Origin of the sequence: Okeanomitos corallinicola TIOX110, from assembly GCF_038050375.1 — a bacterium.
In the GTDB taxonomy this organism is placed as follows: domain Bacteria; phylum Cyanobacteriota; class Cyanobacteriia; order Cyanobacteriales; family Nostocaceae; genus Okeanomitos; species Okeanomitos corallinicola.
Genome location: NZ_CP150886.1, coordinates 4,834,250 through 4,857,002, shown reverse-complemented (window position 1 = coordinate 4,857,002; position 22,753 = coordinate 4,834,250). Strand labels below are relative to the sequence as shown.

General features: G+C 36.9%; 26 protein-coding genes. 9 read left to right on the top strand and 17 right to left on the bottom strand.

What is annotated here, in order from left to right; translation table 11 throughout:
• Positions 1-32: 32 nt before the first annotated feature.
• Positions 33-668: an HAD-IA family hydrolase gene (locus WJM97_RS21400; RefSeq protein ID WP_353930777.1), complete on the bottom strand. Its 636-nt coding sequence runs from the start codon at positions 666-668 to the stop codon at positions 33-35.
• A complete protein-coding gene (queG, locus tag WJM97_RS21395) occupies positions 643-1,614 on the bottom strand; it encodes a tRNA epoxyqueuosine(34) reductase QueG (RefSeq protein WP_353930776.1) in 972 nt (323 codons plus the stop codon). Before queG ends, WJM97_RS21400 begins: the two co-directional genes overlap by 26 nt.
• Positions 1,615-1,831: 217 nt before the next feature.
• On the opposite strand from queG, the gene WJM97_RS21390 reads away from it, so the two are divergent.
• Positions 1,832-2,344, top strand: a complete 513-nt coding sequence (locus WJM97_RS21390; RefSeq protein WP_353930775.1) for an orange carotenoid protein N-terminal domain-containing protein — start codon at positions 1,832-1,834, stop codon at positions 2,342-2,344.
• Positions 2,345-2,526: 182 nt separating this feature from the next.
• Positions 2,527-2,952, top strand: coding sequence for a nuclear transport factor 2 family protein (locus WJM97_RS21385; RefSeq protein WP_353930774.1), 426 nt, complete (start codon positions 2,527-2,529; stop codon positions 2,950-2,952).
• Between the two features lie 5 nt (positions 2,953-2,957).
• On the opposite strand, the gene WJM97_RS21380 is transcribed toward WJM97_RS21385, so the two are convergent.
• The 4 genes from WJM97_RS21380 to WJM97_RS21365 form a co-directional block, all read right to left on the bottom strand.
• Positions 2,958-3,398 carry a hypothetical protein gene (locus tag WJM97_RS21380; RefSeq protein WP_353930773.1) on the bottom strand — a complete coding sequence of 147 codons (441 nt, stop codon included), beginning with the start codon at positions 3,396-3,398 and terminating at the stop codon, positions 2,958-2,960.
• Between the two features lie 168 nt (positions 3,399-3,566).
• Positions 3,567-4,016 carry an anti-sigma regulatory factor gene (locus WJM97_RS21375; RefSeq protein ID WP_353930772.1) on the bottom strand — a complete coding sequence of 150 codons (450 nt, stop codon included), beginning with the start codon at positions 4,014-4,016 and terminating at the stop codon, positions 3,567-3,569.
• Positions 4,017-4,019: 3 nt separating this feature from the next.
• Positions 4,020-5,693, bottom strand: a complete 1,674-nt coding sequence (locus tag WJM97_RS21370) for a SpoIIE family protein phosphatase (protein ID WP_353930771.1) — start codon at positions 5,691-5,693, stop codon at positions 4,020-4,022.
• A 139-nt stretch (positions 5,694-5,832) separates the two neighbouring features.
• The gene (locus WJM97_RS21365; RefSeq protein WP_353930770.1) at positions 5,833-6,522 is read right to left on the bottom strand and encodes a response regulator transcription factor; all 690 of its coding nucleotides are present in this window, start codon (positions 6,520-6,522) and stop codon (positions 5,833-5,835) included.
• 347 nt (positions 6,523-6,869) lie between these two features.
• Between WJM97_RS21365 and WJM97_RS21360 the strand changes: the two genes are divergently transcribed.
• Together WJM97_RS21360 and ftsE are read left to right on the top strand one after the other, a co-directional pair.
• Complete coding sequence (locus tag WJM97_RS21360) at positions 6,870-7,634, top strand: WecB/TagA/CpsF family glycosyltransferase (RefSeq protein WP_353930769.1); 765 nt, start codon at positions 6,870-6,872, stop codon at positions 7,632-7,634.
• A 32-nt stretch (positions 7,635-7,666) separates the two neighbouring features.
• The gene (ftsE, locus tag WJM97_RS21355) at positions 7,667-8,389 is read left to right on the top strand and encodes a cell division ATP-binding protein FtsE (protein WP_353930768.1); all 723 of its coding nucleotides are present in this window, start codon (positions 7,667-7,669) and stop codon (positions 8,387-8,389) included.
• Between the two features lie 41 nt (positions 8,390-8,430).
• Here the strand turns inward: ftsE and WJM97_RS21350 are convergent, their stop codons facing one another.
• The 3 genes from WJM97_RS21350 to WJM97_RS21340 all read right to left on the bottom strand — a co-directional run bounded on the left by WJM97_RS21350 (position 8,431) and on the right by WJM97_RS21340 (position 10,672).
• Positions 8,431-9,180 carry an armadillo-type fold-containing protein gene (locus WJM97_RS21350; RefSeq protein WP_353930767.1) on the bottom strand — a complete coding sequence of 250 codons (750 nt, stop codon included), beginning with the start codon at positions 9,178-9,180 and terminating at the stop codon, positions 8,431-8,433.
• Positions 9,181-9,318: 138 nt separating this feature from the next.
• Complete coding sequence (locus tag WJM97_RS21345) at positions 9,319-9,906, bottom strand: hypothetical protein (protein WP_353930766.1); 588 nt, start codon at positions 9,904-9,906, stop codon at positions 9,319-9,321.
• A gap of 232 nt (positions 9,907-10,138) precedes the next feature.
• Complete coding sequence (locus WJM97_RS21340) at positions 10,139-10,672, bottom strand: DUF4330 domain-containing protein (protein WP_353930765.1); 534 nt, start codon at positions 10,670-10,672, stop codon at positions 10,139-10,141.
• Positions 10,673-10,969: 297 nt separating this feature from the next.
• On the opposite strand from WJM97_RS21340, the gene WJM97_RS21335 reads away from it, so the two are divergent.
• The gene (locus WJM97_RS21335; RefSeq protein ID WP_353930764.1) at positions 10,970-11,827 is read left to right on the top strand and encodes a M48 family metalloprotease; all 858 of its coding nucleotides are present in this window, start codon (positions 10,970-10,972) and stop codon (positions 11,825-11,827) included.
• Between the two features lie 62 nt (positions 11,828-11,889).
• On the opposite strand, the gene WJM97_RS21330 is transcribed toward WJM97_RS21335, so the two are convergent.
• Positions 11,890-12,651, bottom strand: coding sequence for a metallophosphoesterase family protein (locus WJM97_RS21330; RefSeq protein ID WP_353930763.1), 762 nt, complete (start codon positions 12,649-12,651; stop codon positions 11,890-11,892).
• 173 nt (positions 12,652-12,824) lie between these two features.
• Here WJM97_RS21330 and WJM97_RS21325 point away from each other — a divergent pair, with 173 nt between their 5' ends.
• The 3 genes from WJM97_RS21325 to WJM97_RS21315 all read left to right on the top strand — a co-directional run bounded on the left by WJM97_RS21325 (position 12,825) and on the right by WJM97_RS21315 (position 15,397).
• Entirely contained in the window at positions 12,825-13,109 is a 285-nt protein-coding gene (locus WJM97_RS21325; protein WP_353930762.1) for a DUF2470 domain-containing protein, read from the top strand.
• 153 nt (positions 13,110-13,262) lie between these two features.
• Positions 13,263-13,580, top strand: a complete 318-nt coding sequence (locus WJM97_RS21320; RefSeq protein WP_353930761.1) for a hypothetical protein — start codon at positions 13,263-13,265, stop codon at positions 13,578-13,580.
• Positions 13,581-13,669: 89 nt separating this feature from the next.
• A complete protein-coding gene (locus WJM97_RS21315; RefSeq protein WP_353930760.1) occupies positions 13,670-15,397 on the top strand; it encodes a succinate dehydrogenase/fumarate reductase flavoprotein subunit in 1,728 nt (575 codons plus the stop codon).
• A gap of 241 nt (positions 15,398-15,638) precedes the next feature.
• Here the strand turns inward: WJM97_RS21315 and WJM97_RS21310 are convergent, their stop codons facing one another.
• The 7 genes from WJM97_RS21310 to WJM97_RS21280 form a co-directional block, all read right to left on the bottom strand.
• On the bottom strand, positions 15,639-16,877 hold the full coding sequence (locus tag WJM97_RS21310; protein WP_353930759.1) for a transposase: 1,239 nt from the start codon (positions 16,875-16,877) through the stop codon (positions 15,639-15,641).
• A gap of 305 nt (positions 16,878-17,182) precedes the next feature.
• Complete coding sequence (locus tag WJM97_RS21305) at positions 17,183-17,554, bottom strand: hypothetical protein (protein ID WP_353930758.1); 372 nt, start codon at positions 17,552-17,554, stop codon at positions 17,183-17,185.
• A complete protein-coding gene (locus WJM97_RS21300; protein WP_353930757.1) occupies positions 17,547-18,548 on the bottom strand; it encodes an LLM class flavin-dependent oxidoreductase in 1,002 nt (333 codons plus the stop codon). Before WJM97_RS21300 ends, WJM97_RS21305 begins: the two co-directional genes overlap by 8 nt.
• A gap of 10 nt (positions 18,549-18,558) precedes the next feature.
• Positions 18,559-18,894 carry a hypothetical protein gene (locus WJM97_RS21295; RefSeq protein WP_353930756.1) on the bottom strand — a complete coding sequence of 112 codons (336 nt, stop codon included), beginning with the start codon at positions 18,892-18,894 and terminating at the stop codon, positions 18,559-18,561.
• A 257-nt stretch (positions 18,895-19,151) separates the two neighbouring features.
• Complete coding sequence (locus tag WJM97_RS21290; protein WP_353930755.1) at positions 19,152-19,463, bottom strand: hypothetical protein; 312 nt, start codon at positions 19,461-19,463, stop codon at positions 19,152-19,154.
• A gap of 2 nt (positions 19,464-19,465) precedes the next feature.
• On the bottom strand, positions 19,466-19,729 hold the full coding sequence (locus tag WJM97_RS21285) for a hypothetical protein (protein ID WP_353930754.1): 264 nt from the start codon (positions 19,727-19,729) through the stop codon (positions 19,466-19,468).
• A 60-nt stretch (positions 19,730-19,789) separates the two neighbouring features.
• Positions 19,790-20,218 (bottom strand): hypothetical protein, encoded by a 429-nt coding sequence (locus WJM97_RS21280; protein WP_353930753.1) that lies wholly within the window; start codon positions 20,216-20,218, stop codon positions 19,790-19,792.
• A 986-nt stretch (positions 20,219-21,204) separates the two neighbouring features.
• Between WJM97_RS21280 and cysK the strand changes: the two genes are divergently transcribed.
• Positions 21,205-22,146 (top strand): cysteine synthase A, encoded by a 942-nt coding sequence (cysK, locus tag WJM97_RS21275; RefSeq protein WP_353930752.1) that lies wholly within the window; start codon positions 21,205-21,207, stop codon positions 22,144-22,146.
• The last annotated feature ends 607 nt before the right edge of the window (positions 22,147-22,753 follow it).

The window sequence follows — 22,753 nt, the reverse complement described above, 5'->3', positions numbered from 1 at the left end:
GGCAATGCACAACCTTTAATCAGGTTTGGATTTCAACAATTTGTCACCACATCTAATAATTCACTAGGATCATGAATTAAAAAATCTGGCTTTTCCTTAGCTAAAGCTTCAGCAGAGTTAAAACCCCAAGTTACCCCAACCACTTGAATATTAGCTTTTTTCGCAGCTTCTATATCTCTGGTTTCATCACCTACATAAATAACTGTTTGTGGTTTAATCTGCCTTTGTCGTAATACGTTATTAATGATCGTTGTCTTGCCAAAAATAGTTACTCCTGAGTGAATAAATTCAAATAAATAATCTAAATGATGACATTTGAGAAATTCATTCACATTTTCTTGAGAATTAGAAGTAATAATTCCTAGTCTATATCCTTTCTCGGTTAGTTCTGTGAGTGCTTCTGGTATCCCAGATATAGGTTCTAAATCTTTGATTTTATTTTTTAATTCTCCTTTAACTTTTTTAACTAGGAAAGGTATTTTAAACAACGAGACACCAGAATATTTAATTATTTCCCTGGCAGTTAAATTCCTTAAAAGTTTGAGTTCATTTGCAGAAATTTGTATATAACCAAACTCTACAGCTAAACGATTAGCAATAGTGACAAGAGCATCTACTGTATCTGCAATTGTGCCATCAAAATCAAATATTATTACTTTCTGGGTCATTCTTTAACCTAGATGCGTCAAGATTAGCACGAGCGTTTCTGCGTAACATTTCTGGTTTAATTCGCCGCAAGGCTGATGCTGGAAATCGTTGATCCCACTCCTCATCTGTGATTTGCGCTAATTCTAGCAGCTTGGGTGTTAAATTCCCAGGATAGGGCTGAAAATCTTTGACATCAGTTACTTGAGCAAAACGCTGATTCCAAGGGCAGACATCTTGACAAATATCACAACCTGCTACCCATCCTTGCAAGTTTGCTGTAATACTTTCCGGTAATGTTTCTGCTCTGTTTTCAATAGTATGATAAGCAATACATTTATTAGCATCTAATACAAATGGTTCAGTAATTGCATCCGTGGGACAAGCTTCGATACATCTTGTGCAAGTTCCACAATGTTGGGTAGCTGGGCGATCGCTCTCTAACTCGACATTAGTTAATACTTCTCCCAAAAATACCCAAGAACCATACTCCCTAGTAATCACATTACCATTTTTAGCAATCCAACCAATCCCAGCTTTTTGCGCCCACACTTTATCTTGTATTGGGCCTGTGTCTGCATAATATCTGGTTTTTATCTCTTCATCCTGTGATTCTAACCACATAGCCAGTTGTTTTAATTTTTTATGCAGTACCTTATGATAATCCCTGCCCCAACCATAGCGGGAAATTTTCCCATATTCTTTACTTTCTAGGTGTTGGTGAGGAGTGTAATAATTTATTGCCACACACACAAGCGATCGCACCTCTGGCATCACTAACCGCACATCCTGACGTTTTGGGTTTCCCATCCACTCCATCCCTGCGTGATAACCCATCTTCATCCATGTTTGCAATCTTTGAGATTCTTTAGTTTCTAACTCTCCTAAACTAGCAATCCCAATTTTATGAAAACCCAACTCCCTGGCTTTCTCTTTTAATATGTCGCTGGTAATTGGATACTGATTCATTTTTTATTGATGTAATACTTTACTAATCAGTGATCGAGGGATTATAGCTTACTTCCAGAAGATTACCATTTGATCCCCTTACCTTACCTATATGTAAACTTTATTTGCAATTTGTAAAGAAATAATACATAATAGTTGACAAGAGGAAAAAACATCCCATCTGATGCCAGCCTCCCACTGACAAAAAACTTATTTAATAAACTAAGGCGAATATATTATGACTTTCACTTCTGACTCCCGCTTTACTCAGGCTTTCAACTACAGCAACCAAACAGTTGATGCTGTAGCCTCAACAACTGCTGTATTTAAAGCTTTAAGCATAGATGATCAACTAGCAGTTCTGTGGTATGCTTACACAGAAATGGGTAAGTCAATCACCCCAGCAGCTACAGGTGCGGCTAGGTTACAATTGGCAGAAGGTTTGTTGAATCAAATTAAACAAATGTCTCATGCAGAGCAGTTGGAAGCAATGCGTGATTTAGCTGCTCAGAAAAATACTCAAGTTTCTCGTGCTTACGGAATTCTCAGTGCTAACACCAAATTAGCTTTTTGGTACGAGTTAGCAGTATTGATGGCAAAAGGTTTTGTAGTACCCGTACCCGCAGGTTATCAAATTTCTCGTGATGGGGCCCAGGTTTTAGCCACACTGCAAGAACTAGATTTTGGTCAACAAATAACTGTTTTCCGCAAAGTAGTTACAGAAATGGGTGTAGATCCCCTTGCTGACTAACTTTTGATATTCTCACAACCTCAATGTCTGTTTAAGTTGTTGTTCCCAAGTCCGTACTTGGGAATAATTTATTTAAAGTTTACTGACAGCATAGCGTGGTGAAATCCTTTTGCTTCAATGTGGTGTAAATTTTATACTATCAGCAAAAAACTTTTATCAATGTATACTTCCTATTTAAGAATATGAATATCACTTTGGAAAAAATTACACAACCAACTATTTTAAATTACTTTCAAAAACTAAACGCAGGAGATTTTACAGCTACGGCTAACTTATTTGCAGAAGATGGTGTCATGTATCCACCTTTAGATCCTGCTGTAATTGGATCAGAAGAAATAGCCACTTACTTGCAAAAAGAAGCACAAGACATCAAAGCCGAACCACAGCAAATAGATAGTGAAAATTTAGCGGATAACCACATCCAGATCAAAATTACAGGTAAAGCTCACACATCTTGGTGTGCTGTGAATGTGATGTGGTTATTTATTCTCAACCCAAAACGGGAAATTCTGGAAGCAAAAATCAAACTTCTAGCTTCACCCCAAGATTTAGTAGCTTTACGTCCACCGCACAAGGAATATACAGAACTACCTTCAATGAATAATTAACTTAATTAACTTTGGCTAATAGTTGCTTGTTCTAAAGAACGGAGTAGTATTTTTCTGCCTAACTCAATATCTGAGGGTGAACATTGCCAATCTGGGTGTGCTGTCATTAACAGACTTTCTAACGCTTCCCGATCAAAAAGATGGCACACAGGCGCATCATTGATTCTAGCTTCCACTGCATAACAATTATCGGTGATGCAGCGAATCATACAACGGCTAGAAATTCTCGCCAAGCTCATCACTTCCCCTGGTTGCAGAGAACGAAATTTACGAACTACTTGTTTAAAATCATCAATAGAAGAAACTATTAACCCTGGCAAAGCCAATGTTACCTTTTTGTCTCCGTTGACCGCAATCCAGTAATGACGACTAGGATCAATTCCTTCTAACCAAGGTGATTCATCATCCAGACGATAACGGGGGGATAAACAAAATAGAGGTTTCATAAGCAAATTTATTAATTTGGTATTTTATGTGTGATTGTTAAATATCAGTTTCTGTCATCAGACAAAACTCGATACCACAAAAAGTTGCCTTTCTGTATTAAGTATTCGATAACTATCACTCATAAATCAAATAAATTTAGTAAAAGTTATCATTTTATTTACATTTCTTTATAAAGAACCTGTTTTATCCGTCTGTTGCATCAGTTCTGGAATAGTTGTTTCTAATTTTAAGCAATTACCACCATCTATTTGTAAGCGATACTCTACCTTATCCATCAAACTATTCATAATTAGCCATCCATAACCCCCTTCTTGTTTCTGTGTAGGATGAGGAGGAAAATAGCTAGACATATCAAAGCCTTGACCATAGTCCCAAACTTCAATGATCAAATTGCGGTCTTTAATTTCTAACCGTAGTAATATTGGTAAACCAGGCTGATCTTTATGAGCATGACGCACAGCATTAGAGTAGGCTTCAATCAACACTAGGCGCAAACGGCTGGATAGTTCTGACCAATCTAAAGAGTCTCCCAGTTGAATTTTCAAGCATCCCAACAACCAATTTTCTACGATTGTTACAAAACTTAAATTACTTGGTACATGAAGCTCACTTTTCATGAGTTACATAACCTCCAGGGAAAGGATAGTTTGATCATCTTCTTGGATAGGGTTGTCTTTACGTAGAAAAGTTAATAAATTTTCCAGAGAAAATGGGATGGGCTGCTCTTTAATTAGCTGCCAAAGACCTTCTTGATAAAGCATGGGCTGATTTGTTTGCTGACTGTTGCTATCTATGTTCGTTGATAAATCTACATTGCTTGATACTTTTGCCTCTGTAATTCCATCACTAGCTAATAACAAGACATCACCAGATTTAAGCGTCAATTTACCGGAGTCTGACTGCCACTGAGACATAATACCCAAAGGAACACTACGAACTTTTAAGTAATTTGGCTGAGTCTCTTGAGTTACAGGATGTGACCACAAAAGCGGGTAGATATGACCAGCATTAGCATAGACAAGTTCCTGAGTAGTTCTGTGATAAGATGCAATCACTAAAGTAATAAAATAATTGTTACTAATTAATTCATCAGCTAAGGCATGATTAAGATTTTGCATAACAATATTTGGCTCGGCTGGAGATTCTTGGGATAATTCCCGACGCAGTAGAGAAATTGCACTAGCCATAAATAAAGCCGCTGGTACACCTTTACCAGAAACATCACCAACCGCTAACCATAAGTCACCATTGGGATGGACAAAGACTTCAAAAAAATCTCCTCCTACTTCCCGTGCAGGATAACAACAAGCTTGTATTTTTAGTCCATCAATTTCTGGTAAGGTTTGACGCAGGAGATTATTTTGAATTTGACGGGCTACTTGCAACTCAACCCTAAGTTGTTGTTGTTTTTCTTGCAGACTTTGGTAGAGTTTAGCTTGAGAAAGAGCTAAGGCTGCCTGTTCTGCTACCCCTGTAATTAGTTGAATATCTTGCTCTGTCCAAGGAATTTCACTTCCGCGTTGATCAATACTCATTACAGCTAGAAGATGTTTCTGGTAAGTGAAGGGGACAACTAAATATTGATCAGAAATTCCACTAGTTATATCTGCAACTAACTGATATTTTTGTGTCTTGATTACCTCTTCCATCTGGGGAATAGAGTCTAGATACGAAATAGTTGCGGAAGATTGAGGATTTTGATAGCAAAACTCAGTTTTAGTCAAGCGATCGCCTTCTACCAATCTCAACACACAATTAGTAGCTGCAAAGGTTTCGCCAATTGTGACCACAATCTTTTGCAAAATACTGTCATAATCTAAAGATTCCCTAATTGCGGATGTCACCGCATTAAATAAAGATTCTCTGCGGAGGGAATTCCGTAATTCATTTGTACGTTTTTTGACAATTCTATAAGTATCTAATCCTTGTTCAACTAATGTTTTCAGTTGTTCTGGTTTCCACGGTTTAGTAATGTATTTGAATACTTGACCGGAATTAATCGCATCTACTAAATCTTCAACATCAGTAAAACCAGTTAATAAGATCCGAATTGTATCAGGGAAACGATCTACCGTCTGACTGAACAATTCCGTACCGTTCATATCTGGCATTCTTTGATCGGAGATAATTACGGCCATCTCTCCCTCTTGGTCTAAGATTGCTAAAGCATCATGGGCATTAATTGCTTTGTATACTTTAAACTCTCGCCAAAAAGTGCGGTATAGTAACTGTAAATTGTCTGGCTCATCATCTACCACCATGAGTTTAGGCTTCTCTACCTCTATTTCCGTCATATTTGACTACTATTTTTAGATATTTTCTTATTAGCAAGATATACCAAGTTTATACTAATCATTGTTAATTAATGATTCATTTTGGATAGTAATCATATCTGTGGGGTAGTCCAGAGATCAGGGATGATCAAATCATTAATTAGCGGACTATCCCATTCCGTAAAGCTATGACTGCGGCTTGAGTGCGATCATCTGCACCCAGCTTATTAAGAATATTACGAACATGAGTTTTTACTGTGCCAGTGGTGATAAACAACCGTTGAGAAATAATTAAATTACTACACCCGTCAGCTATTAACTGTAATACCTCTAATTCCCTAGTTGTCAAATCTGATTCTAAGTTATTGCTAATACTTTGACGATTTGATGATTTGCCATCTGCTAGATGGCGATTTTGTTGTACTTGTTGGAGGATAATCCTGGCGATCGCTGGGTCAATCCAGGCATAGCCATGATGAGTTACCCGTATAGCTTCCAATAAGTTATTAAAATTAATGTCTTTCATACAATAGGAGTCTGCACCTGCGGCAAAAGCGGCTAGTACAGAATCCCTAGAATCTTCTAAAGTTAAAATTAATACTTTTGTCTTTAAGTTTTCAGTGGCGGTGATACGTTTTACTTCTTTCGTTAGCTCAATACCATCTTTACCTGGTAAAACAATATCCACAATGGCAATATCTGGGCGTAGATTTTTGAGTATTTTTAGCCCTTGAGTGGCATTGGCAGATTCCCCAACTATTTCAATTTCTTGTGTTTGTAACAGTGCAGTCCGAATACCCAAACGGGTGAGATCATGATCTTCAATCAAGACAACGCGAATTTTACTCATATTTAAAAGGTTTCTTGAATAAAAAAGATTACAAGTGAGAAAGTAGATGCAAAAATATATTTGACAGGTAAAAATTTTTCTAAATTACCCATTACCAGCCTAAACCAAATAATTCGAAACTTGGAGTATTTTCAGAAAAGTAGAATTCATGTATTTATACTAACTGTAGTGATAATTTTTACTATTGATATCACTTAGGTATAGTTTGGTTGTGATGACGGGAACAGATTTTTGGTAGCGGACAAAAATACCGTGGGAAGTAAGCTGATATAGACAATCCGTCTGGGAAAAAATTTGATAGACTAAGCTTCTATAGAATTCCGTGTGAGGTAAATCAAGAACATACTATGTATAAATCAGATGTAAAAATTTCCGTATTGGGTTTACCTGTTCATCTGATGGCTAACTACTCTCAATGGTTGCTAGAATGCCTCCAGCATAATAGAGGAACTCATGTAGTCACTCTGAATGCAGAAATGACCATGCAAGCAGAAAGAAATGAATCCTTAGCCGCAGTTATTCAAAAAGCCGATTTAGTGATTCCAGATGGTGCAGGGGTGGTTCTGTACTTGAGATATCTATTAAGACAAGCAGTAAAACGTTGTCCAGGAATTGAATTAGCAGAAAACTTCTTAGCAGAAATTGGTCAACATCAACTTGATACTAAAATATTTTTCTATGGAGGAGCGACAGAAGTAGCTGCAACAGCAGCAGCTTTTTGGGAACAGCAAATACCAGACTTAAATATAGTAGGTACTCACTCCGGATATCATTCCCCAGAAGAAGAACAATTACTACAGCAAACTTTAGCTCAGTTGCAACCACAAGTGATTTTTGTTGGTTTAGGAGTTCCCCGTCAAGAATTGTGGATTGCTAAAAATCGTCATCTTTGTCCCCAAGCAATTTGGGTAGGGGTTGGTGGTAGTTTTGATATTTGGTCAGGACGTAAAAATCGCGCCCCCAGTTGGTTAGCAAATAACAATTTAGAATGGCTATACCGTTTATACCAAGAACCTTGGCGTTGGCGACGAATGTTGGCTTTACCGGAGTTTGTCCTCAAGGCCTTTATTTATCGTTTGACTACTAGAAGTATTAATAGTGCTGGTTGCTGAAATGGATGCTTGGAAACTAGGAATGTCTGTAGATGTCAACAGTTAACATCATAAAAGATCCGGATAGTCAAAAAGAAGATATTCCTGTAGGCTCAAGGGTAGAATTACGTTCTGTCACTAAAGCTTATGCAAATAATTCTTACACCCTACTCAATGTCAGTTTAAATATTAAAAAAGGAGAATTTGTATTTGTTACAGGATCTAGTGGTTCTGGAAAATCAACTTTTTTAAAATTATTATATGGTCAAGAATTACCAACCCAAGGAGAGGTAATTGTTGATGATTTGAATGTGGAAAAATTACGGGGCGATCGCCTATCGCTCTTGCGTCGGCGAATAGGAATTGTCTTTCAGGACTATAAATTAATTCCCCAGCGCACAGTAGCAGAAAATATCACTTTTGTATTGCAAGCACAAGGTTACACCCGGAAGGAAATTCAACGCCGTTTAGAACCAACTTTGAAATTAGTAGGTTTATTGTCGAAAGCAGATCGTTTCCCTGATCAACTTTCTGGGGGTGAACAACAGCGGGTGAGTATTGCGCGAGCAATTATTGCTACCCCACCCCTAATATTAGCAGATGAACCAACAGGAAATCTTGATCCAGATAACTCTTGGCAAGTGATCCAAATTCTGCAAAAATTAAATTCCTTTGGTGCAACGGTAATTGTCACTACCCATGATGAACAATTGGTAAGAAAGTGTAATCATCCAGTAATTCAAGTTAAAAATGGCAAATTATCTAGGAGTTATTAGTCATTGGTTATTGGTTTTCTTACCAATAACTGATCAGTGAATTAATAAACTTCTTGTTTAACTTTTTGGGGTATGGTTGCAAGTGGTTTAGCATGACTAGACACTAGATTTTGTAAGCTATCTAAGCCTTGCAAACTGGTCAATACTGCTTCACGAATTACTGTTTCTTCTTCTCTAACCAAAAGAATTTTTAAACAATTTACCACATCTTGTTGGACTGAATCATCAACATTTTTACGACTAATCAATTTATTCAGTTGACGCACTGCCAATAATCTTTTTAAAGGATCTGTTTCTGTTAAGTTGTTCAGCAATTGTTGCAAATTATCTTCTTCTTTATGTTCTTGAAAATTAAATATTTGCCATACTAACAATATCAAGGTTAGGATTGTTCCCAATCCTTGTACCATAGCACCAATAGCTATCCAAATAGTCGGAGAATCAAGCCAAATGGCGATGGCCATATAAGTCATGAAAGTAGTAATACCACCACTTATAACTGCTAAAGCTAACCGAATCTTGGGACTATTCAATAATTTACGAGTTTCTGACCAGCTTATTTGCCAGTTCCATTTGGGTATTGAATAAGCTATTAACATTACACCAATACCAACAATAAGAGCTAATAGCAACTTCCAGTTCCAAAGCAGCATAGCAACAATTACTGTTAATACTCCCAGCATATTTCCGGGTTCATAAAAACGGTTGAATTTTTGCTGTTTTGGGCTTTCTACCTTGATTTCTGGAAGTTGCTTAATGAATTTATGCCAATAAGAAGAAGCCTGACTCACAGTTTTTACCTAACTAATGTTATGACAAGATTAATTGATTGAGAATACATTAAGCATTTAGCAATTAATTTTTAACTAACACAGGATATTTTTTGATTATTTTTAGTTCTTTTCTGTTTTACTCGGTTTGTGATTTGGCTAGTTAGAAATACAAAATCTAAATTCATCTAAGGTAAAGTTGCCATCAAAGCAGAAAAATTTCACTTTACTGATGTTTTCTGCACTGACTGATAGCATGGTATTGGGTGGTATATCTGAGTCAGAATTGGCAAGATTTGCTTTTGGTAGAACTGATTCATCTAGCAATTCACCATTTTGATCATAGGCAGAAATAACTAACCGTTGTGAGCTAGTTACTAAACCACTAACCCAATTAACAGGACGTAAAAAATTTATTTCTAGCAGTCCACTTTTAGGAGATGCCATGACTACTTTTGATCCTGATTCACTGGGAAATGCTGGGTTTGATGGTTGTATGACTAGGCAATTATCAAAAATTATGCCCCAATTTTTAAATTGATCGTGTAGTGTTTCAAATGCTTTTAATTCATCAAAATTTAATCTAATACATTCAGGTAAAAACCGTTGTTCGGTGTAGGTATCTTTATCAACTGCATTTGGGCCATTGGAGATGTTAATGGATTTTTTGGTAACAGAACTTTCAGTCCGTTCTTGAGTTTCTGCAAGTGTTTGTAATTGGTCTAATTTATGAGCCTGATTTAGCATGACACCCCGCTTTTATATTATTATTAAAATCAAGATACTTAAAGTTGTTTTTAATGACACAGCAGTTTAGATAAAAAAACTTACTTATACACACCTGATAATTTTTTCTACATTCAGGGTGAATTTTAATTTTCTTGTTTATATTAACACAAAAACTCAGATTAATACTTATTTCCATGGGTAAGGGCTAAAGGCCAGAAAATCAGATCACCGATAACCCACACCCAAAATACTATTTTTCTAGTAAACGAACATCAATCACAGAAGAGTTGAAGTTGTAGTTAAAACCTTCTAATTCAAAAGGCATTCCGATTTTAACTTTGCTATTACCTAAAACAGGCCCAGTTTTAGTGACTTTAGCTTCACCTTCTAGGGTCAAAATAAAATCTGTACTAAAGTTATTTGATCTGGGATCTGGTAATTCTTTAACTGAACCATCGGGTTGGGGAACGGTGATAGTCCTTTCTAGTTCTTGAATGGATTTAATGGCAATTTGTCCGTAGGGTTGATTACGGATAATTACATTTGTTTTGCCACCTTTGGTAAATCCTTGTGCAGATAACCGCTCAGGATCACGAACATTTAGTCCACGTACTACTAAATCTACTTCTATGGGTACAGTTTTTATGCCAACTTCAGCTACAGAACCGGAAGTTCCCGGAAATATAAAGATGCCAACTATAACCATGAGGATGACTAGCGCAGCACCCAAATCAAGTATGTTAATTTTACCGAATAAACGACCTTTAGAATCTAAAATTGGCATAATTTAGTTTGTTTACGATAGAGGTTTTCTAATAAACTAAAGTGATTGATGTTAGAATTTGGCTACAGCTTATCACAGGTTAAAGTTTCTAGAGTAGTGGTTTGAGGCAGCTAAGTTCTGTGAGGGGAATGATTTCCGATTTTTTATCATAGCGTAGAGTGGGAAGGTTTCTGATCTGGCAATTTTTGGATCTGTAGAGTCTGGAAAATCCAAGATATTGAGTTGTAAATGAAACTTAGTAAGCTGTAAATACGTCGCTGATTTTAAGTTCTCACACTCATTTGTTTTAACTAGATTATGATTAACTGGAATGGATTGTTAAAAAGTTATCGTTTATGGCGACGACGTTTAGTTTATCCTGTTATTTCTCTACTCGTCGCTGTGAGTTTATGTTTAACTACTCCTGTGCAAACTCAGGCCATAGAGTTATTACCTTTTTTATTGAGAGGTGTACAAGTATTTCAATTGTCCAATCTCTCTCCCCGTCAAGAATTTGATCTTGGGACACAGATGAATGATCAGCTGCGTCAAGAGGTAAGAATTTCTAGAAATCAGCAGTTAACTAGCTATATACAGAGTATAGGCAGAAGATTGGTAGAAAATAGTAGCGATCGCCGTGATATTCCCTACACTTTCCAGGTTGTTGAAGACAAATCTGTCAATGCGTTTGCAACTACTGGTGGTTATGTTTATATAAATACAGGTTTAATAGAAACTGCGGAAAATGAGGCAGAATTAGCCAGTGTGATGGGACATGAAATAGGTCACATCAAGGGAAGACATTTAGTTAACCAAATGCGACAAAGTGCGATCGCCTCTGGTGTTGCTACTGCTGCGGGCTTAGACAGAAACAAAGCCGTAGGTATTGGTGTAGATTTAGCTCTGAATCGTCCCCGTAGTCGTAAGGATGAATACGATGCAGACAATATAGGTTTAAGACTGTTAACTGATGCTGGTTATGCTCAGTCAGGGATAGTTTCTTTTATGAAAAAATTAGAGGGAAGAAGTTCAGTTCCGACGTTTTTAAGTACCCATCCAGGAGCGAGCGATCGCGTTAAGTCCTTAGAAAGACAAATCCAACTTCAACCCAGTAATAACAACTATGGTTTAGATAAGGCCGCTTATAAAGCTAGGGTTCGTTCCATGTTGTATTAGAAATTTAGTGTTTTAGTTTTGGCTGGTTAAATTTCCAGCCTTTAGTGATCTTAACTCGTCTATTAAACTCTTTGTCGGCGACGACTACCAACTCTAATTTTTGTAGGATCAACTTTACTCACAGCTTTTTCCAGCGGTAAAGTCCGTACTTGATTATTAAAAACATTGACTTGATAAACCAATTGATTGTTAATATCTAATCCCGTTAACCAACCACTGCGGGGATGATAAGCACCAGTATCAATATCTAACCAACCTTCCCCTTGTGCTAACTCCCCAGGTGAAACTCCAGGTAGGGTAAAAGTAATAGTATGACCGACAATAATTAACTTATTGGTAAAATATGGCAATTCCATACTATGAAATTCATCACGTATCCAGCACAATTCCTCAGCGGTTTGCTCGGAAACCGTTTTGTTAGGATCTACACCTGCATGAGTTAACCACACATCTCCTAAATCTAAGTATGTTGGTAGATTTTTTAACCATTCTATATGGTCTTGAGGTATTTGGGATGTCTTATAACTGGTAATGGTTGCTTGTCCACCACTAAACAGCCATGATTGAATTGTTTGGTTAGAACTAAAACCACCACTTAACGCACTTAAAAGCATCTGCTCATGATTACCGAGCAAACAAGGATAGTTATTTTGTTTGACAAAATCTACTACCTGTGCGCTTTCTGGACCGCGATCTATCAAATCTCCGAGAAAATACACTTGATCTTCTGATGTGGGTGCAATTTCTTGGAAAAGTTTCATTAAACCTTGATAGTAACCATGTACGTCACCTATAATAATCCTGCGTGGGTTAGTGTCGCTCATCCGTTCTTGCCTTAACTTGAATAAATTTGCTAATAGAGAATATTATTAGTTGGATGCTTCCCTAAAATGAAAACTCAATATCTATCTAAACTACCTCAATATCTTATTATACTTAAAAAAATATTAAGTGACTGAGTTGAAAACACATTTAGGCAGAATACATATCATAATTTATGTCTGATCAATTTTCTCCAGAAATTAGCTCTCGTATCTGTAAACACATGAACGAAGATCATGTAGATGCGGTGATGATATACGCACAGGCTTTTGGAAATGTCGAAAATGCCACAAAAGCTGAGATGCTATCAATTGATGCTCAAGGAATGAATTTAACTGTACAGGTGAATGGAAAAATAGTACCTGTCCGTATTCAATTTGACCATACCTTAGCTGATGCTGAAGATGCTCACCAAACTTTAATTGCGATGGTGAAACAAGGAAGGACAAAATCTCAGTAAACACTGTTACTAACCATTGACTACCAGGGAAGAGAATCAATGACTAAATTGTTAAGTGATATTACAAACCTTGGAAAAATATTGAGAAATTGTCAGTCTGCCAAACATAGTTTTAAGGTAGAACCAATAGGATAAACTTGAGGCAAATTTAAGATGAATAAAAATAATATTCAAAACTATCGGTTTGTCTGTACCTTAACTTTTGGTGATATCTACGGTCAAATCATTGCTTGGTTAATCACAATTACTCTTAGTTTGGCTTCGGCTTTGGCATTGATGGGTGCGAGAAGACCAGTATACGCTTTAGCTACAGTAGCACTTGTAATTGTTCTGACTCTACCTTTCTTGTTATTTGCCTTTGTTACCACGTTGTTAAATCACATTGAATTAACGGCTGTAGAAGCGAACACAAAAACTCAATCTATTCCTGGTAATATTTCTCAGCAACAGCCAGTTGAAGCTACCAGTTGATAAATTGGTAATTGGTAATGGGAATAGACTAAATAAAGATAGTATCCCTGTTTTCACACAGGGTATTTTTTTGTAATTGGGGATTGAAAATGTTAGAGCATGATGTAATTATTGTTGGTGGTGGTTTAGCTGGATGCCAGGCGGCGTTAGAAATTGCTAGGACTGATCCGAGTTTAAAGGTGGCAGTAGTTGCTAAAACCCATCCGATTCGTTCCCACTCTGTGGCTGCCCAAGGGGGGATGGCGGCATCTTTGAAAAATGTTGATCCTGAAGATAGTTGGGAAGCACACGCTTTTGATACTGTGAAGGGTTCTGATTATTTGGCAGATCAAGACGCTGTAGCTATTCTCACCCAAGAAGCGCCAGATGTGGTGATTGATTTAGAACATTTGGGAGTTTTATTTTCCCGTTTACCTGATGGCAGAATTGCCCAACGGGCTTTTGGTGGCCATTCCCACAACCGCACCTGTTACGCAGCAGATAAAACTGGTCATGCTATTTTACATGAATTGGTAAATAACTTACGACATCATGGTGTGCAAATTTACCAAGAGTGGTATGTAATGCGCCTGATATTAGAAGATGGCCAGGCTAAAGGTTTGGTAATGTTTCACTTGTTAGATGGACATATTGAAGTGGTGCGGGCTAAAGCCGTGATGTTTGCAACGGGGGGATATGGTCGCGTTTATAACACTACATCTAATGATTATGCTTGCACTGGTGACGGTTTGGCGATGACAGCGATGGCTGGTTTACCGTTGGAAGATATGGAATTTGTCCAGTTTCATCCCACTGGGTTGTATCCGGTGGGGGTATTGATTTCCGAAGCTGTGCGGGGGGAAGGTGCTTATTTAATCAATGCTGATGGCGATCGCTTCATGGCTAATTATGCCCCCAGCCGGATGGAATTAGCACCTCGTGATATTACTTCCAGGGCAATCACTTACGAAATTCGCGCAGGTAGAGGTATAAATGCTGATGGTAGTCCTGGAGGTCAGTTTGTATACTTGGATCTGCGCCACATGGGTAAAGAAAAAATCATGAGTCGTGTTCCTTTTTGTTGGGAAGAAGCACACCGTTTGGTAGGTGTGGATGCTGTCACCCAACCTATGCCAGTACGTCCTACCATTCATTATTGTATGGGTGGTATACCAGTGAATACTGATGGACAAGTCCGCAGCAGTGCAGATAATTTAGTGGAAGGCTTTTTTGCAGCTGGAGAAAGTGCCTGTGTTTCCGTTCATGGTGCAAATCGTCTCGGTAGTAATTCGCTGTTGGAATGTGTTGTTTACGGCAAGCGAACTGGGGCAAGTATAGCCAGATATGTGCAAAACCGCAAATTACCATCTGTGGATGAGCAGAGTTATATTACCGAAGCAAAACAAGAAGTTCAAAGTTTATTAGATCAAAGTGGAAAATATCGAATTAATCAAATTCGCCAACAATTTCAAGACACAATGACACAATTTTGTGGAGTATTTAGAACATCAGAATTAATGGGTGAAGGGTTGGAGAAAATAGGAGAAATAGAAAAACAATATTCACAGATTTATTTAGATGATAAAGGCAGTTGTTGGAATACAGAATTAGTAGAAGCTTTAGAATTAAGAAGTTTAATGGTGGTAGGACAGACAATTTTAACATCTGCTTTAAATCGTCAAGAAAGTAGAGGCGCACATTTTCGGGAAGATTTTGCAAATCGGGATGATGGTAATTTCTTGAAACATACAATGGCTTATTATTCACCTGGGGGAATTGATATTCAATATATGCCGGTGGTGGTGAATATGTTTGAGCCGAAGGAGAGGAAGTATTAAAATTACTGTGTGATGTAAATAAAGCATATTTTCTCACGCAAAGGCGCAAAGGAGCAAAGGAAGAAAAGAAGATAAAATTTTTTTCTCTACGTTCTCTGCGTCTCTGCGGTATGCTTAATGGTACGCTAAGAATGTTGATCCAAGTTCTTAGGAATGAACCACGAAGACACGAAGGATACGGTAGAGTTTTATTTTCTAATTCTTTTATTCATTATAGTTCCAAAAAACATAGACAAATATCTCATGCCTTTCGTTTGCCGGGAATAACCCCGACAGGGCGAACTACAACGCCCTCTATCCCTAGACTAAATGCTGTCGGGACTACTTTACGTAAAATATTCAAACTACCATTGACATCAGCATGAATCAATAAACCATTACCTGCTCTATAAAGTTTACTTTTGATTCTGCGACCACTAAATTTAACTTCTTTCGAGTCAACTTTGCCATAAGTAGGAATCACATCTTGGTCTAAAAAAGAAGCTACAGAAGTGTAAGACTCCTCAGAAACCAATACATTTATCCCCACTAATTTCGCTTTATAACTCAACTGCTGTACAAATCGAGTATGGGGAATACAAACAAAGTTTTGATTATTTCTACTGCCCAAATTCCCATTCTGTTTCCACAAGGGATTTTGACCTATTACTAAAGTCCCAATCCCACACTTGACTAAATGGTTAATAATTAACCGACTGGCTTTATGCAGATAATCATCTACTCGAAAATTCCGTTTTTTAGTTAAACTTTGTAGTCGTTTAGATGTCTTTTGATGTGCAGGTAGTAAAGATTGTAAATTGGCTTTTCTTTGATTATAATAACGATTAATTGATTTGATAATCCGCCCGGAAACCAGAACTGGTATAAATCCCGGCTGGTTTGATGTTAAGGTTGCTAGATTATCTATTCCTAAATCAATCGCTGCTATGGAATTAGGGTCTAAACCATAATCTGTTTCCTCTTTTTCATAGACAACTTCTACTACATAATGGTCAATCTTGGGAACAATTCTTACCTGATTGAGATAACAATAGTCTACTTTTGTAGGAATGTGAATCTGTGTTTGTGACAGATGAATCAACCCAGATTTCATTTTGGGTTTACTCACTGCTTGGGCTGTGTAAACTAATAAATGTCTGCCTTTTTCTTTGTGTTTATATTTGGGTAATTTCGGTCTACCTAAAAATTTAGATTTATCTTCTGCATAAGCTTTAATTGCTGCAAAAAAACTTAACCAGTTGCGATGTAATCCTAATAATACTTGTTGGGCAACTTTCGCTGGTAAGACTCGGTATGATTCTGTCGCTTTTAATTGTTTTGCTAAACAATTGTAGTCAAGATATTTTTGAGTAAAGATAAAACTTTGGCGAATGTGAAAGTTAGCATAATTGTAGAGGTTTTTGGCAGCAAAACACAATTTATCAATCTCCTGATAATGGGGATGATTTCTTTGAATGATATGCCGCTCGACTACTTGCATACACTAACTGGTTTCTGGAAATATTCGCCCATATATACTAACATATCTTAGATCTGATAATGCACAAAATTCTTGCTCAGTTCTCTTTGCACAAGAAAAGCTGTATAAGTGATTTTAGCTGACTTCTGTGTGATTAATGACTAGAGATGACTATATTTGTCTATAAATTCGGCGAAGTTTACCAATACTCGGAAAGTGACAGAATAGGGATGATAAAGGACAGGCAGGATGCCCATCCCACAAAATAGGATAATAGGATAAGTTTGGATTTGTGAATGGATGTTTACCAATTACCCATTACTAAACTACATCCAATCTCGATAAGCAGAGATTTCATTTACACCTATTTCAAAAGGCTTTCCTTTACCAAAGGGTGGATAAGCTCTAATTCTGGAATCTGCGGTAAACCGTTCTAAACTTTTACCTAATTGGGGAATATTGCTAACTATATGCCAGTAAGATACTATGTCAGGAGCGTCAATAATTAACATTAAGGCATTACCGTTTTTGGTAACATACCAATGACAGTTAGATAATAGAGTTTGGGTAATGCGATCGCAACCGTAATAGAAGCATCTACCAATAGATTGCTCAAATTCCATCTGTAACATTCCGTCCTGTTTTGTCACCTCTGCTGGAGGTAAATCATCAGGAGGAAGTAATGGAAGTTTAGACATAATTTCTTACCTCTTGGTTGTAGCACTGCAAACTCTCAATATTTTTTTGCAGAGATAAGGATGAGGGTTTGAGTGCTATTGTGCCTAGATTTAATTCGTCTTGAAATTTTTTGATTCTGTCGCGGCAGGTTTGAACATCCCCAATAATCGAATTCTCTAACAAATAGTCTACTTCATAACAGATATTTGTTGGATCATAGGATTTTTGGGGATGGGGACTATTCTGCATGATTTGAGTGGAATTGGCGATCATTTTTTGGCTAAATTTCTGAATGAATGGTAAGGCTTCACTCACCGCTTCATCATAGGTTTTAGCTACAAAAAAGAACCTTGCTAACAGAAATTTATCTGCACCACTATGATTGATTTCTCGATATTTGCTGATTGTATTTCTCAATCTGGTTAGTGCAAAAGGTGGACCCCCCATTAAACCAAAAGAGTTTTCCGCAGCATATCGAATTACTTCATCATCACCACTGGCAATATACACAGGAATGGGTTTTTGTAGTGGTTGAGGATGAACTGTTAAATTATCACATTGATAGAATTGTCCATTAAATGATACATCAGTTTCATATAATAGCTTTTGAATCAATGCGATCGCTTCCAGCATTCTCCCACGGGAGTCTTTTATTGATACCCCAAAATGTTGATTTTGTTGAGGAAAAGGACCCCCTTTCGCTACCCCAAAAGCTAATCTACCACTACAAAGATTATCCAATGTCGCAATATCTTCCGCCACCCGAATGGGGTTATAAAACGGTAATAAAACCGCTCCTGTTCCTAAACGAATAGTGGAAGTAACACCTGCCAAATGTGCCATTAACAGCAACATGGACGGGCTAAGATTGGATGGATTAAAATGATGTTCACTCACCCAAGCTTCTTCAAAACCCAAGTTTTCCGCCTGTTTTACCAGTAAAACTTGTTCAAAGATGGCGCGACGAGCATCTTGGTGATGATTTTCGTAATTGCAGAAAAGTCCTGTTTTCATTTGCTATATTTTATGCCGAAACTAACTGCAACTCTAACCAAAGACGGGGTTCAGACTGTCTAAGTTTGGAGAGTGGATCACGCAGCAATTTGTTAGCATTCAAGCAAACTACCTGAATAAGTCCCATATTGTCTGCCACTTCCCTCAATATTTGTTTGTGTGCTTGTACTAATGGCATGATGTCATCAGTACAATAAATTCCTATATATTGAAATCTTCTAGCAGGTCGCCCCCAAAAGGAGGTGATAACTTTCACATGACAGTTGGCCAATATTTCCCCCAGGTGAGGATAATAATGGGCTACAATTTTTGTGAATTCTTGCGCTAGGATATCTTCAGCAATCATTTGACTGATCTTTATGTAGCGTCCATAACTACCATTTAGTATAACATAATCTTGTCATTTAAACCTGACAAATTGACATTTATTCTAAATAAAATATTAACTTTTTAGGAGATTAAGGACTGAGAATCTCAAGAAGTTCATAATTGAAAATCTTTAATTACGAATTGTGACTTACAGATAAAAAGAGGTGTACTTTTATCAAGTCTCACCTCTAAATAATGACCATCTATAATTATTTCAAAAAAGCTGAGTGCTACTTATCGGGAATTACGTTCAGCAACTAAAACATCAGCCAGAATACCCGGCAAATATTTTAAATCCAGATATCCTTCAGAACCAGAGATAGGAGACATAAATGTATAGTTGGGGTCACAAGATCCTGTATCATAAACTTGGATAAACCACTTATCAGGGAAACCTTCAATACCCAATTCTACAATATACCAATACTCACCCACTAACTGTGAGTTAATGATAGTAAACCAATCTCTGTAATGTTCAGAAATGTTCCAGTCAGCTAAGAGGAACTCTACAGCTATTTGTCCAGCATCAGTAGAAGTCAATAGCATTATTACTCCTGAGTTGCAACCTCATTGGAAAGGTCAGGATATAAACCCAATTGTTTAGCTAATTCCCGCGCTATAAAAAATAAAAACTGAGCGCCATCTTGATTTCCTTCATGAGCAAACATAGTAGCAACTTGTAGCATGGTATGTATTAACCCGGAATCAATTAATTCTGGTTGAGATTCTAAAACTTCTGGTTCTTGACCATTAGCACATCTCAACAATTCATCAATTAAATTAAAATACTGATTTTGGCGTTCGTCTGACATGGTAATTTAGTTTATGGTGAATAAGAAAACTGAAAATTATTGCTTTATTTCTTGCTTGATTTATTGCTCAATACTGTGTTCCCAAAGCCTTTCTAACATTTCCACCTGTGCTTTAAAAACAGCAGCACGATAAATAAGATACCTATCGTAAGCAATCACCCCAAAACCAATTAAAATAGGTATAGATAAAACTATCCACTGTAAAATTGCCACAATTTTATATTGTTGGACAATTATTTTTAGTGTGACAAAAAAATTATGTGGTGATAATTTCTTGTAGACTGGAGACTGAAGAGTATTTATACTCTTTGGTTGAAGAGATAAAGGTTCAGAACCTTGATTGATATTAGTAACTTGACAGGATAAATTCTGTGTCTTAACTAACTCTATATGTCGTCCCCAAACTAAATTAAAGACAATTATTCCCGGAGCAAGTATAGCTAAAGTAACCATACTAACTGTTAGGACATTTAAAATTTTTAATTTCATTTTTGCTCTCCCTTGCTAGGTAGAAATCACCCAGTAAGAAAATGTACTTTATGGTTTATTACTGCACCTGCGCTATTACCAATACTCAAACAGCTATCAAATTTTAGATTGGCTTTGGTAATTTTAGATTCTCAATATATATTTGGTAGAGCATACCTAATATTTTAAGTTTTTCTATGAATCTAAAAATTTACATCTAAAATTTACAGGTTGATGAGTTACAATCGTATGTGCAAAATACTCATCTCATAAATTTTGACCAAGCAATAGGAAATTAAAAATCCCAAATACACTCCTTAAAAATGCTAGATTTAGTGTTCCGTAATACGGACAGGATTTATCTAATAATGAATAGAGATTAACCTTTGATGAGGTTTAAGAAGTCCCCCCTAGTTAACTAGACTTGCATCTAGAGAATTTCGGGGGGTAGAGGGGAATCTCTGCGTAAATCCTATAAATGTTTATATCAGCCACCCACCCACAAGCAATTTACTCCACTCGAATTATTGTTATTAAAATCATTACAATAGCACTCAAAGCCTGAAAGACTTATCTGTTAAGAGTTATAAAAGTTTTTTGGGGTAGAGGTACGAGAATTTTTAATAGGGGGTACTAGCATTTATCAACTAGAGTCCGGGGATTTTTGTACTCAACTTTAATCCTTTGTTTACAAGGGATTGAAGAGATTTTAAGTTGAGTATTCAGGATAAAAATTGTACTCAAATAATAGTATATCATGACAAAGTGGAACTAAATTAAAAATAAATCAAAGTCATCAAAAAATCAATTAAAATTTAGAGAATATGTTTATTTATATTGATAAATTGCGAAGTTTCAATAAATTGAATTTGACGAGAAAGCTTTGTAGAACATAGGCAGGGCTTTTTATTTAAACAAATGTTAATAAGCTATACAAAAAATTACTAAAAATTGAATATAATGAATCAAGACTTACAATAAATATTTATAATTTTAGGGGTTAAAAAATGCGAATTGCTAACGACGTAACAGAACTTATTGGACGTACTCCATTAGTAAGACTGAATAAAATTCCTCAATCTGAGGGAGTAGTAGCCAGAATAGTTGCAAAATTAGAAGGCATGAATCCAGCGGCTTCGGTTAAAGACCGCATCGGTTTAAATATGATAGTTGCCGCCGAAAAAGAGGGGAAAATTACACCAGGAAAAACTGTTTTAGTTGAACCAACTTCAGGAAATACAGGTATAGGTTTAGCAATGGTAGCCGCTGCACGGGGTTACAAATTAATCTTAACTATGCCAGAAACTATGAGCCAAGAAAGACGCGCTATGTTGAAGGCTTATGGTGCTAGTTTAGAATTAACACCAGGTGCGGAAGGAATGAAAGGTGCAATTAGTAAAGCTGAAGAAATTGCAGCTAATACACCTGATGCTTTGATGTTGCAACAATTCCGTAACCCAGCTAACCCACAAATTCACAAAGAAACTACCGCTGAGGAAATTTGGACGGATACAGATGGGGAAGTTGATATCTTAATTTCTGGGGTAGGAACTGGGGGAACTATTACCGGTATAGCGGAAGTTATTAAACAGAAAAAACCAAGTTTCCAAGTGATTGCAGTTGAACCTAGTAATAGTCCAATCCTTTCTGGTGGTAAACCAGGCCCCCATAAAATCCAAGGTATAGGTGCGGGTTTTATCCCTGATGTTTTGCGTCAAGATTTAATTGATGAAGTAGTGCAAGTTAATGATGATGATGCCATGGAATATGGCCGCAGGTTAGCAAGAGAAGAAGGTTTATTGTCAGGGATATCTTCTGGTGCAGCTTTGTGTGCTGCTATAGAAGTCGGTAAACGTCCAGAAAATGCAGGTAAATTAATTGTGATGATTCAACCTTCTTTTGGGGAACGTTATTTAAGTACGGCTATGTTTCAAGATTTGATGAGTTAATTGTCTGGTATTTGTCAGTTGGGTTGATACAAAAAACCTAACATCATTATCTGTAATTGACATTGAATAAATACCCAAAAAAAGAGAGTGGGAGGAGGCATTATCAAGCGCCTTTCACTCCCACTCTACTATTTGCTGCTGAAGCGATTCGGGAATAAACTCAAGACACAATCGTTAAATTAGGGGGGTAATTTGCAGTTTAACGGTTATGCTTCTACTCAGTGAGTATTCCTATTGCAGCAAATGATCATTTTATTTAGTTGTCCAACAAACTCCACAAGAATCAGCAGCTAATTTGTTTTATTTCTCAGCAACTGCCTTGCTTTCGTTTGTCTAATTTAATTTAACTTGCTTACCTAGCTTGTGGTTGCCAAATTGGCATTTTTCTGAAATTTTTTGCTTGTCCATTGTTTACATTGATAGATAAGGCTTTCTGCTAATACAACTGATAAAAATTGCTGCCAACTACAAACAAACTGTTATTAGGCAAGTGATGGGTGTCACCCCTCACTATTGCTATTCATTGGTTTCATTGACTTTTAAGGTTAGGTATCTATAGATTAAGAACCTATTTCTAAGTTTACCATGCAACATGAATATTTATAGG

Coding starts and splice junctions, on each gene's coding strand:
- queG (WP_353930776.1), bottom strand. CDS start 1,614: ATGAATCAGTATCCAATTACCAGCGACATATTAAAAGAGAAAGCCAGG.
- WJM97_RS21320 (WP_353930761.1), top strand. CDS start 13,263: ATGAATAAAAATAATATTCAAAACTATCGGTTTGTCTGTACCTTAACT.
- WJM97_RS21280 (WP_353930753.1), bottom strand. CDS start 20,218: ATGAAATTAAAAATTTTAAATGTCCTAACAGTTAGTATGGTTACTTTA.
- WJM97_RS21330 (WP_353930763.1), bottom strand. CDS start 12,651: ATGAGCGACACTAACCCACGCAGGATTATTATAGGTGACGTACATGGT.
- cysK (WP_353930752.1), top strand. CDS start 21,205: ATGCGAATTGCTAACGACGTAACAGAACTTATTGGACGTACTCCATTA.
- WJM97_RS21290 (WP_353930755.1), bottom strand. CDS start 19,463: ATGCTATTGACTTCTACTGATGCTGGACAAATAGCTGTAGAGTTCCTC.
- WJM97_RS21370 (WP_353930771.1), bottom strand. CDS start 5,693: ATGACGGAAATAGAGGTAGAGAAGCCTAAACTCATGGTGGTAGATGAT.
- WJM97_RS21295 (WP_353930756.1), bottom strand. CDS start 18,894: ATGATTGCTGAAGATATCCTAGCGCAAGAATTCACAAAAATTGTAGCC.
- WJM97_RS21310 (WP_353930759.1), bottom strand. CDS start 16,877: ATGCAAGTAGTCGAGCGGCATATCATTCAAAGAAATCATCCCCATTAT.
- ftsE (WP_353930768.1), top strand. CDS start 7,667: ATGTCAACAGTTAACATCATAAAAGATCCGGATAGTCAAAAAGAAGAT.
- WJM97_RS21390 (WP_353930775.1), top strand. CDS start 1,832: ATGACTTTCACTTCTGACTCCCGCTTTACTCAGGCTTTCAACTACAGC.
- WJM97_RS21360 (WP_353930769.1), top strand. CDS start 6,870: ATGTATAAATCAGATGTAAAAATTTCCGTATTGGGTTTACCTGTTCAT.
- WJM97_RS21365 (WP_353930770.1), bottom strand. CDS start 6,522: ATGAGTAAAATTCGCGTTGTCTTGATTGAAGATCATGATCTCACCCGT.
- WJM97_RS21340 (WP_353930765.1), bottom strand. CDS start 10,672: ATGCCAATTTTAGATTCTAAAGGTCGTTTATTCGGTAAAATTAACATA.
- WJM97_RS21285 (WP_353930754.1), bottom strand. CDS start 19,729: ATGTCAGACGAACGCCAAAATCAGTATTTTAATTTAATTGATGAATTG.
- WJM97_RS21375 (WP_353930772.1), bottom strand. CDS start 4,016: ATGAAAAGTGAGCTTCATGTACCAAGTAATTTAAGTTTTGTAACAATC.
- WJM97_RS21380 (WP_353930773.1), bottom strand. CDS start 3,398: ATGAAACCTCTATTTTGTTTATCCCCCCGTTATCGTCTGGATGATGAA.
- WJM97_RS21315 (WP_353930760.1), top strand. CDS start 13,670: ATGTTAGAGCATGATGTAATTATTGTTGGTGGTGGTTTAGCTGGATGC.
- WJM97_RS21385 (WP_353930774.1), top strand. CDS start 2,527: ATGAATATCACTTTGGAAAAAATTACACAACCAACTATTTTAAATTAC.
- WJM97_RS21400 (WP_353930777.1), bottom strand. CDS start 668: ATGACCCAGAAAGTAATAATATTTGATTTTGATGGCACAATTGCAGAT.
- WJM97_RS21335 (WP_353930764.1), top strand. CDS start 10,970: ATGATTAACTGGAATGGATTGTTAAAAAGTTATCGTTTATGGCGACGA.
- WJM97_RS21305 (WP_353930758.1), bottom strand. CDS start 17,554: ATGTCTAAACTTCCATTACTTCCTCCTGATGATTTACCTCCAGCAGAG.
- WJM97_RS21300 (WP_353930757.1), bottom strand. CDS start 18,548: ATGAAAACAGGACTTTTCTGCAATTACGAAAATCATCACCAAGATGCT.
- WJM97_RS21325 (WP_353930762.1), top strand. CDS start 12,825: ATGTCTGATCAATTTTCTCCAGAAATTAGCTCTCGTATCTGTAAACAC.
- WJM97_RS21345 (WP_353930766.1), bottom strand. CDS start 9,906: ATGCTAAATCAGGCTCATAAATTAGACCAATTACAAACACTTGCAGAA.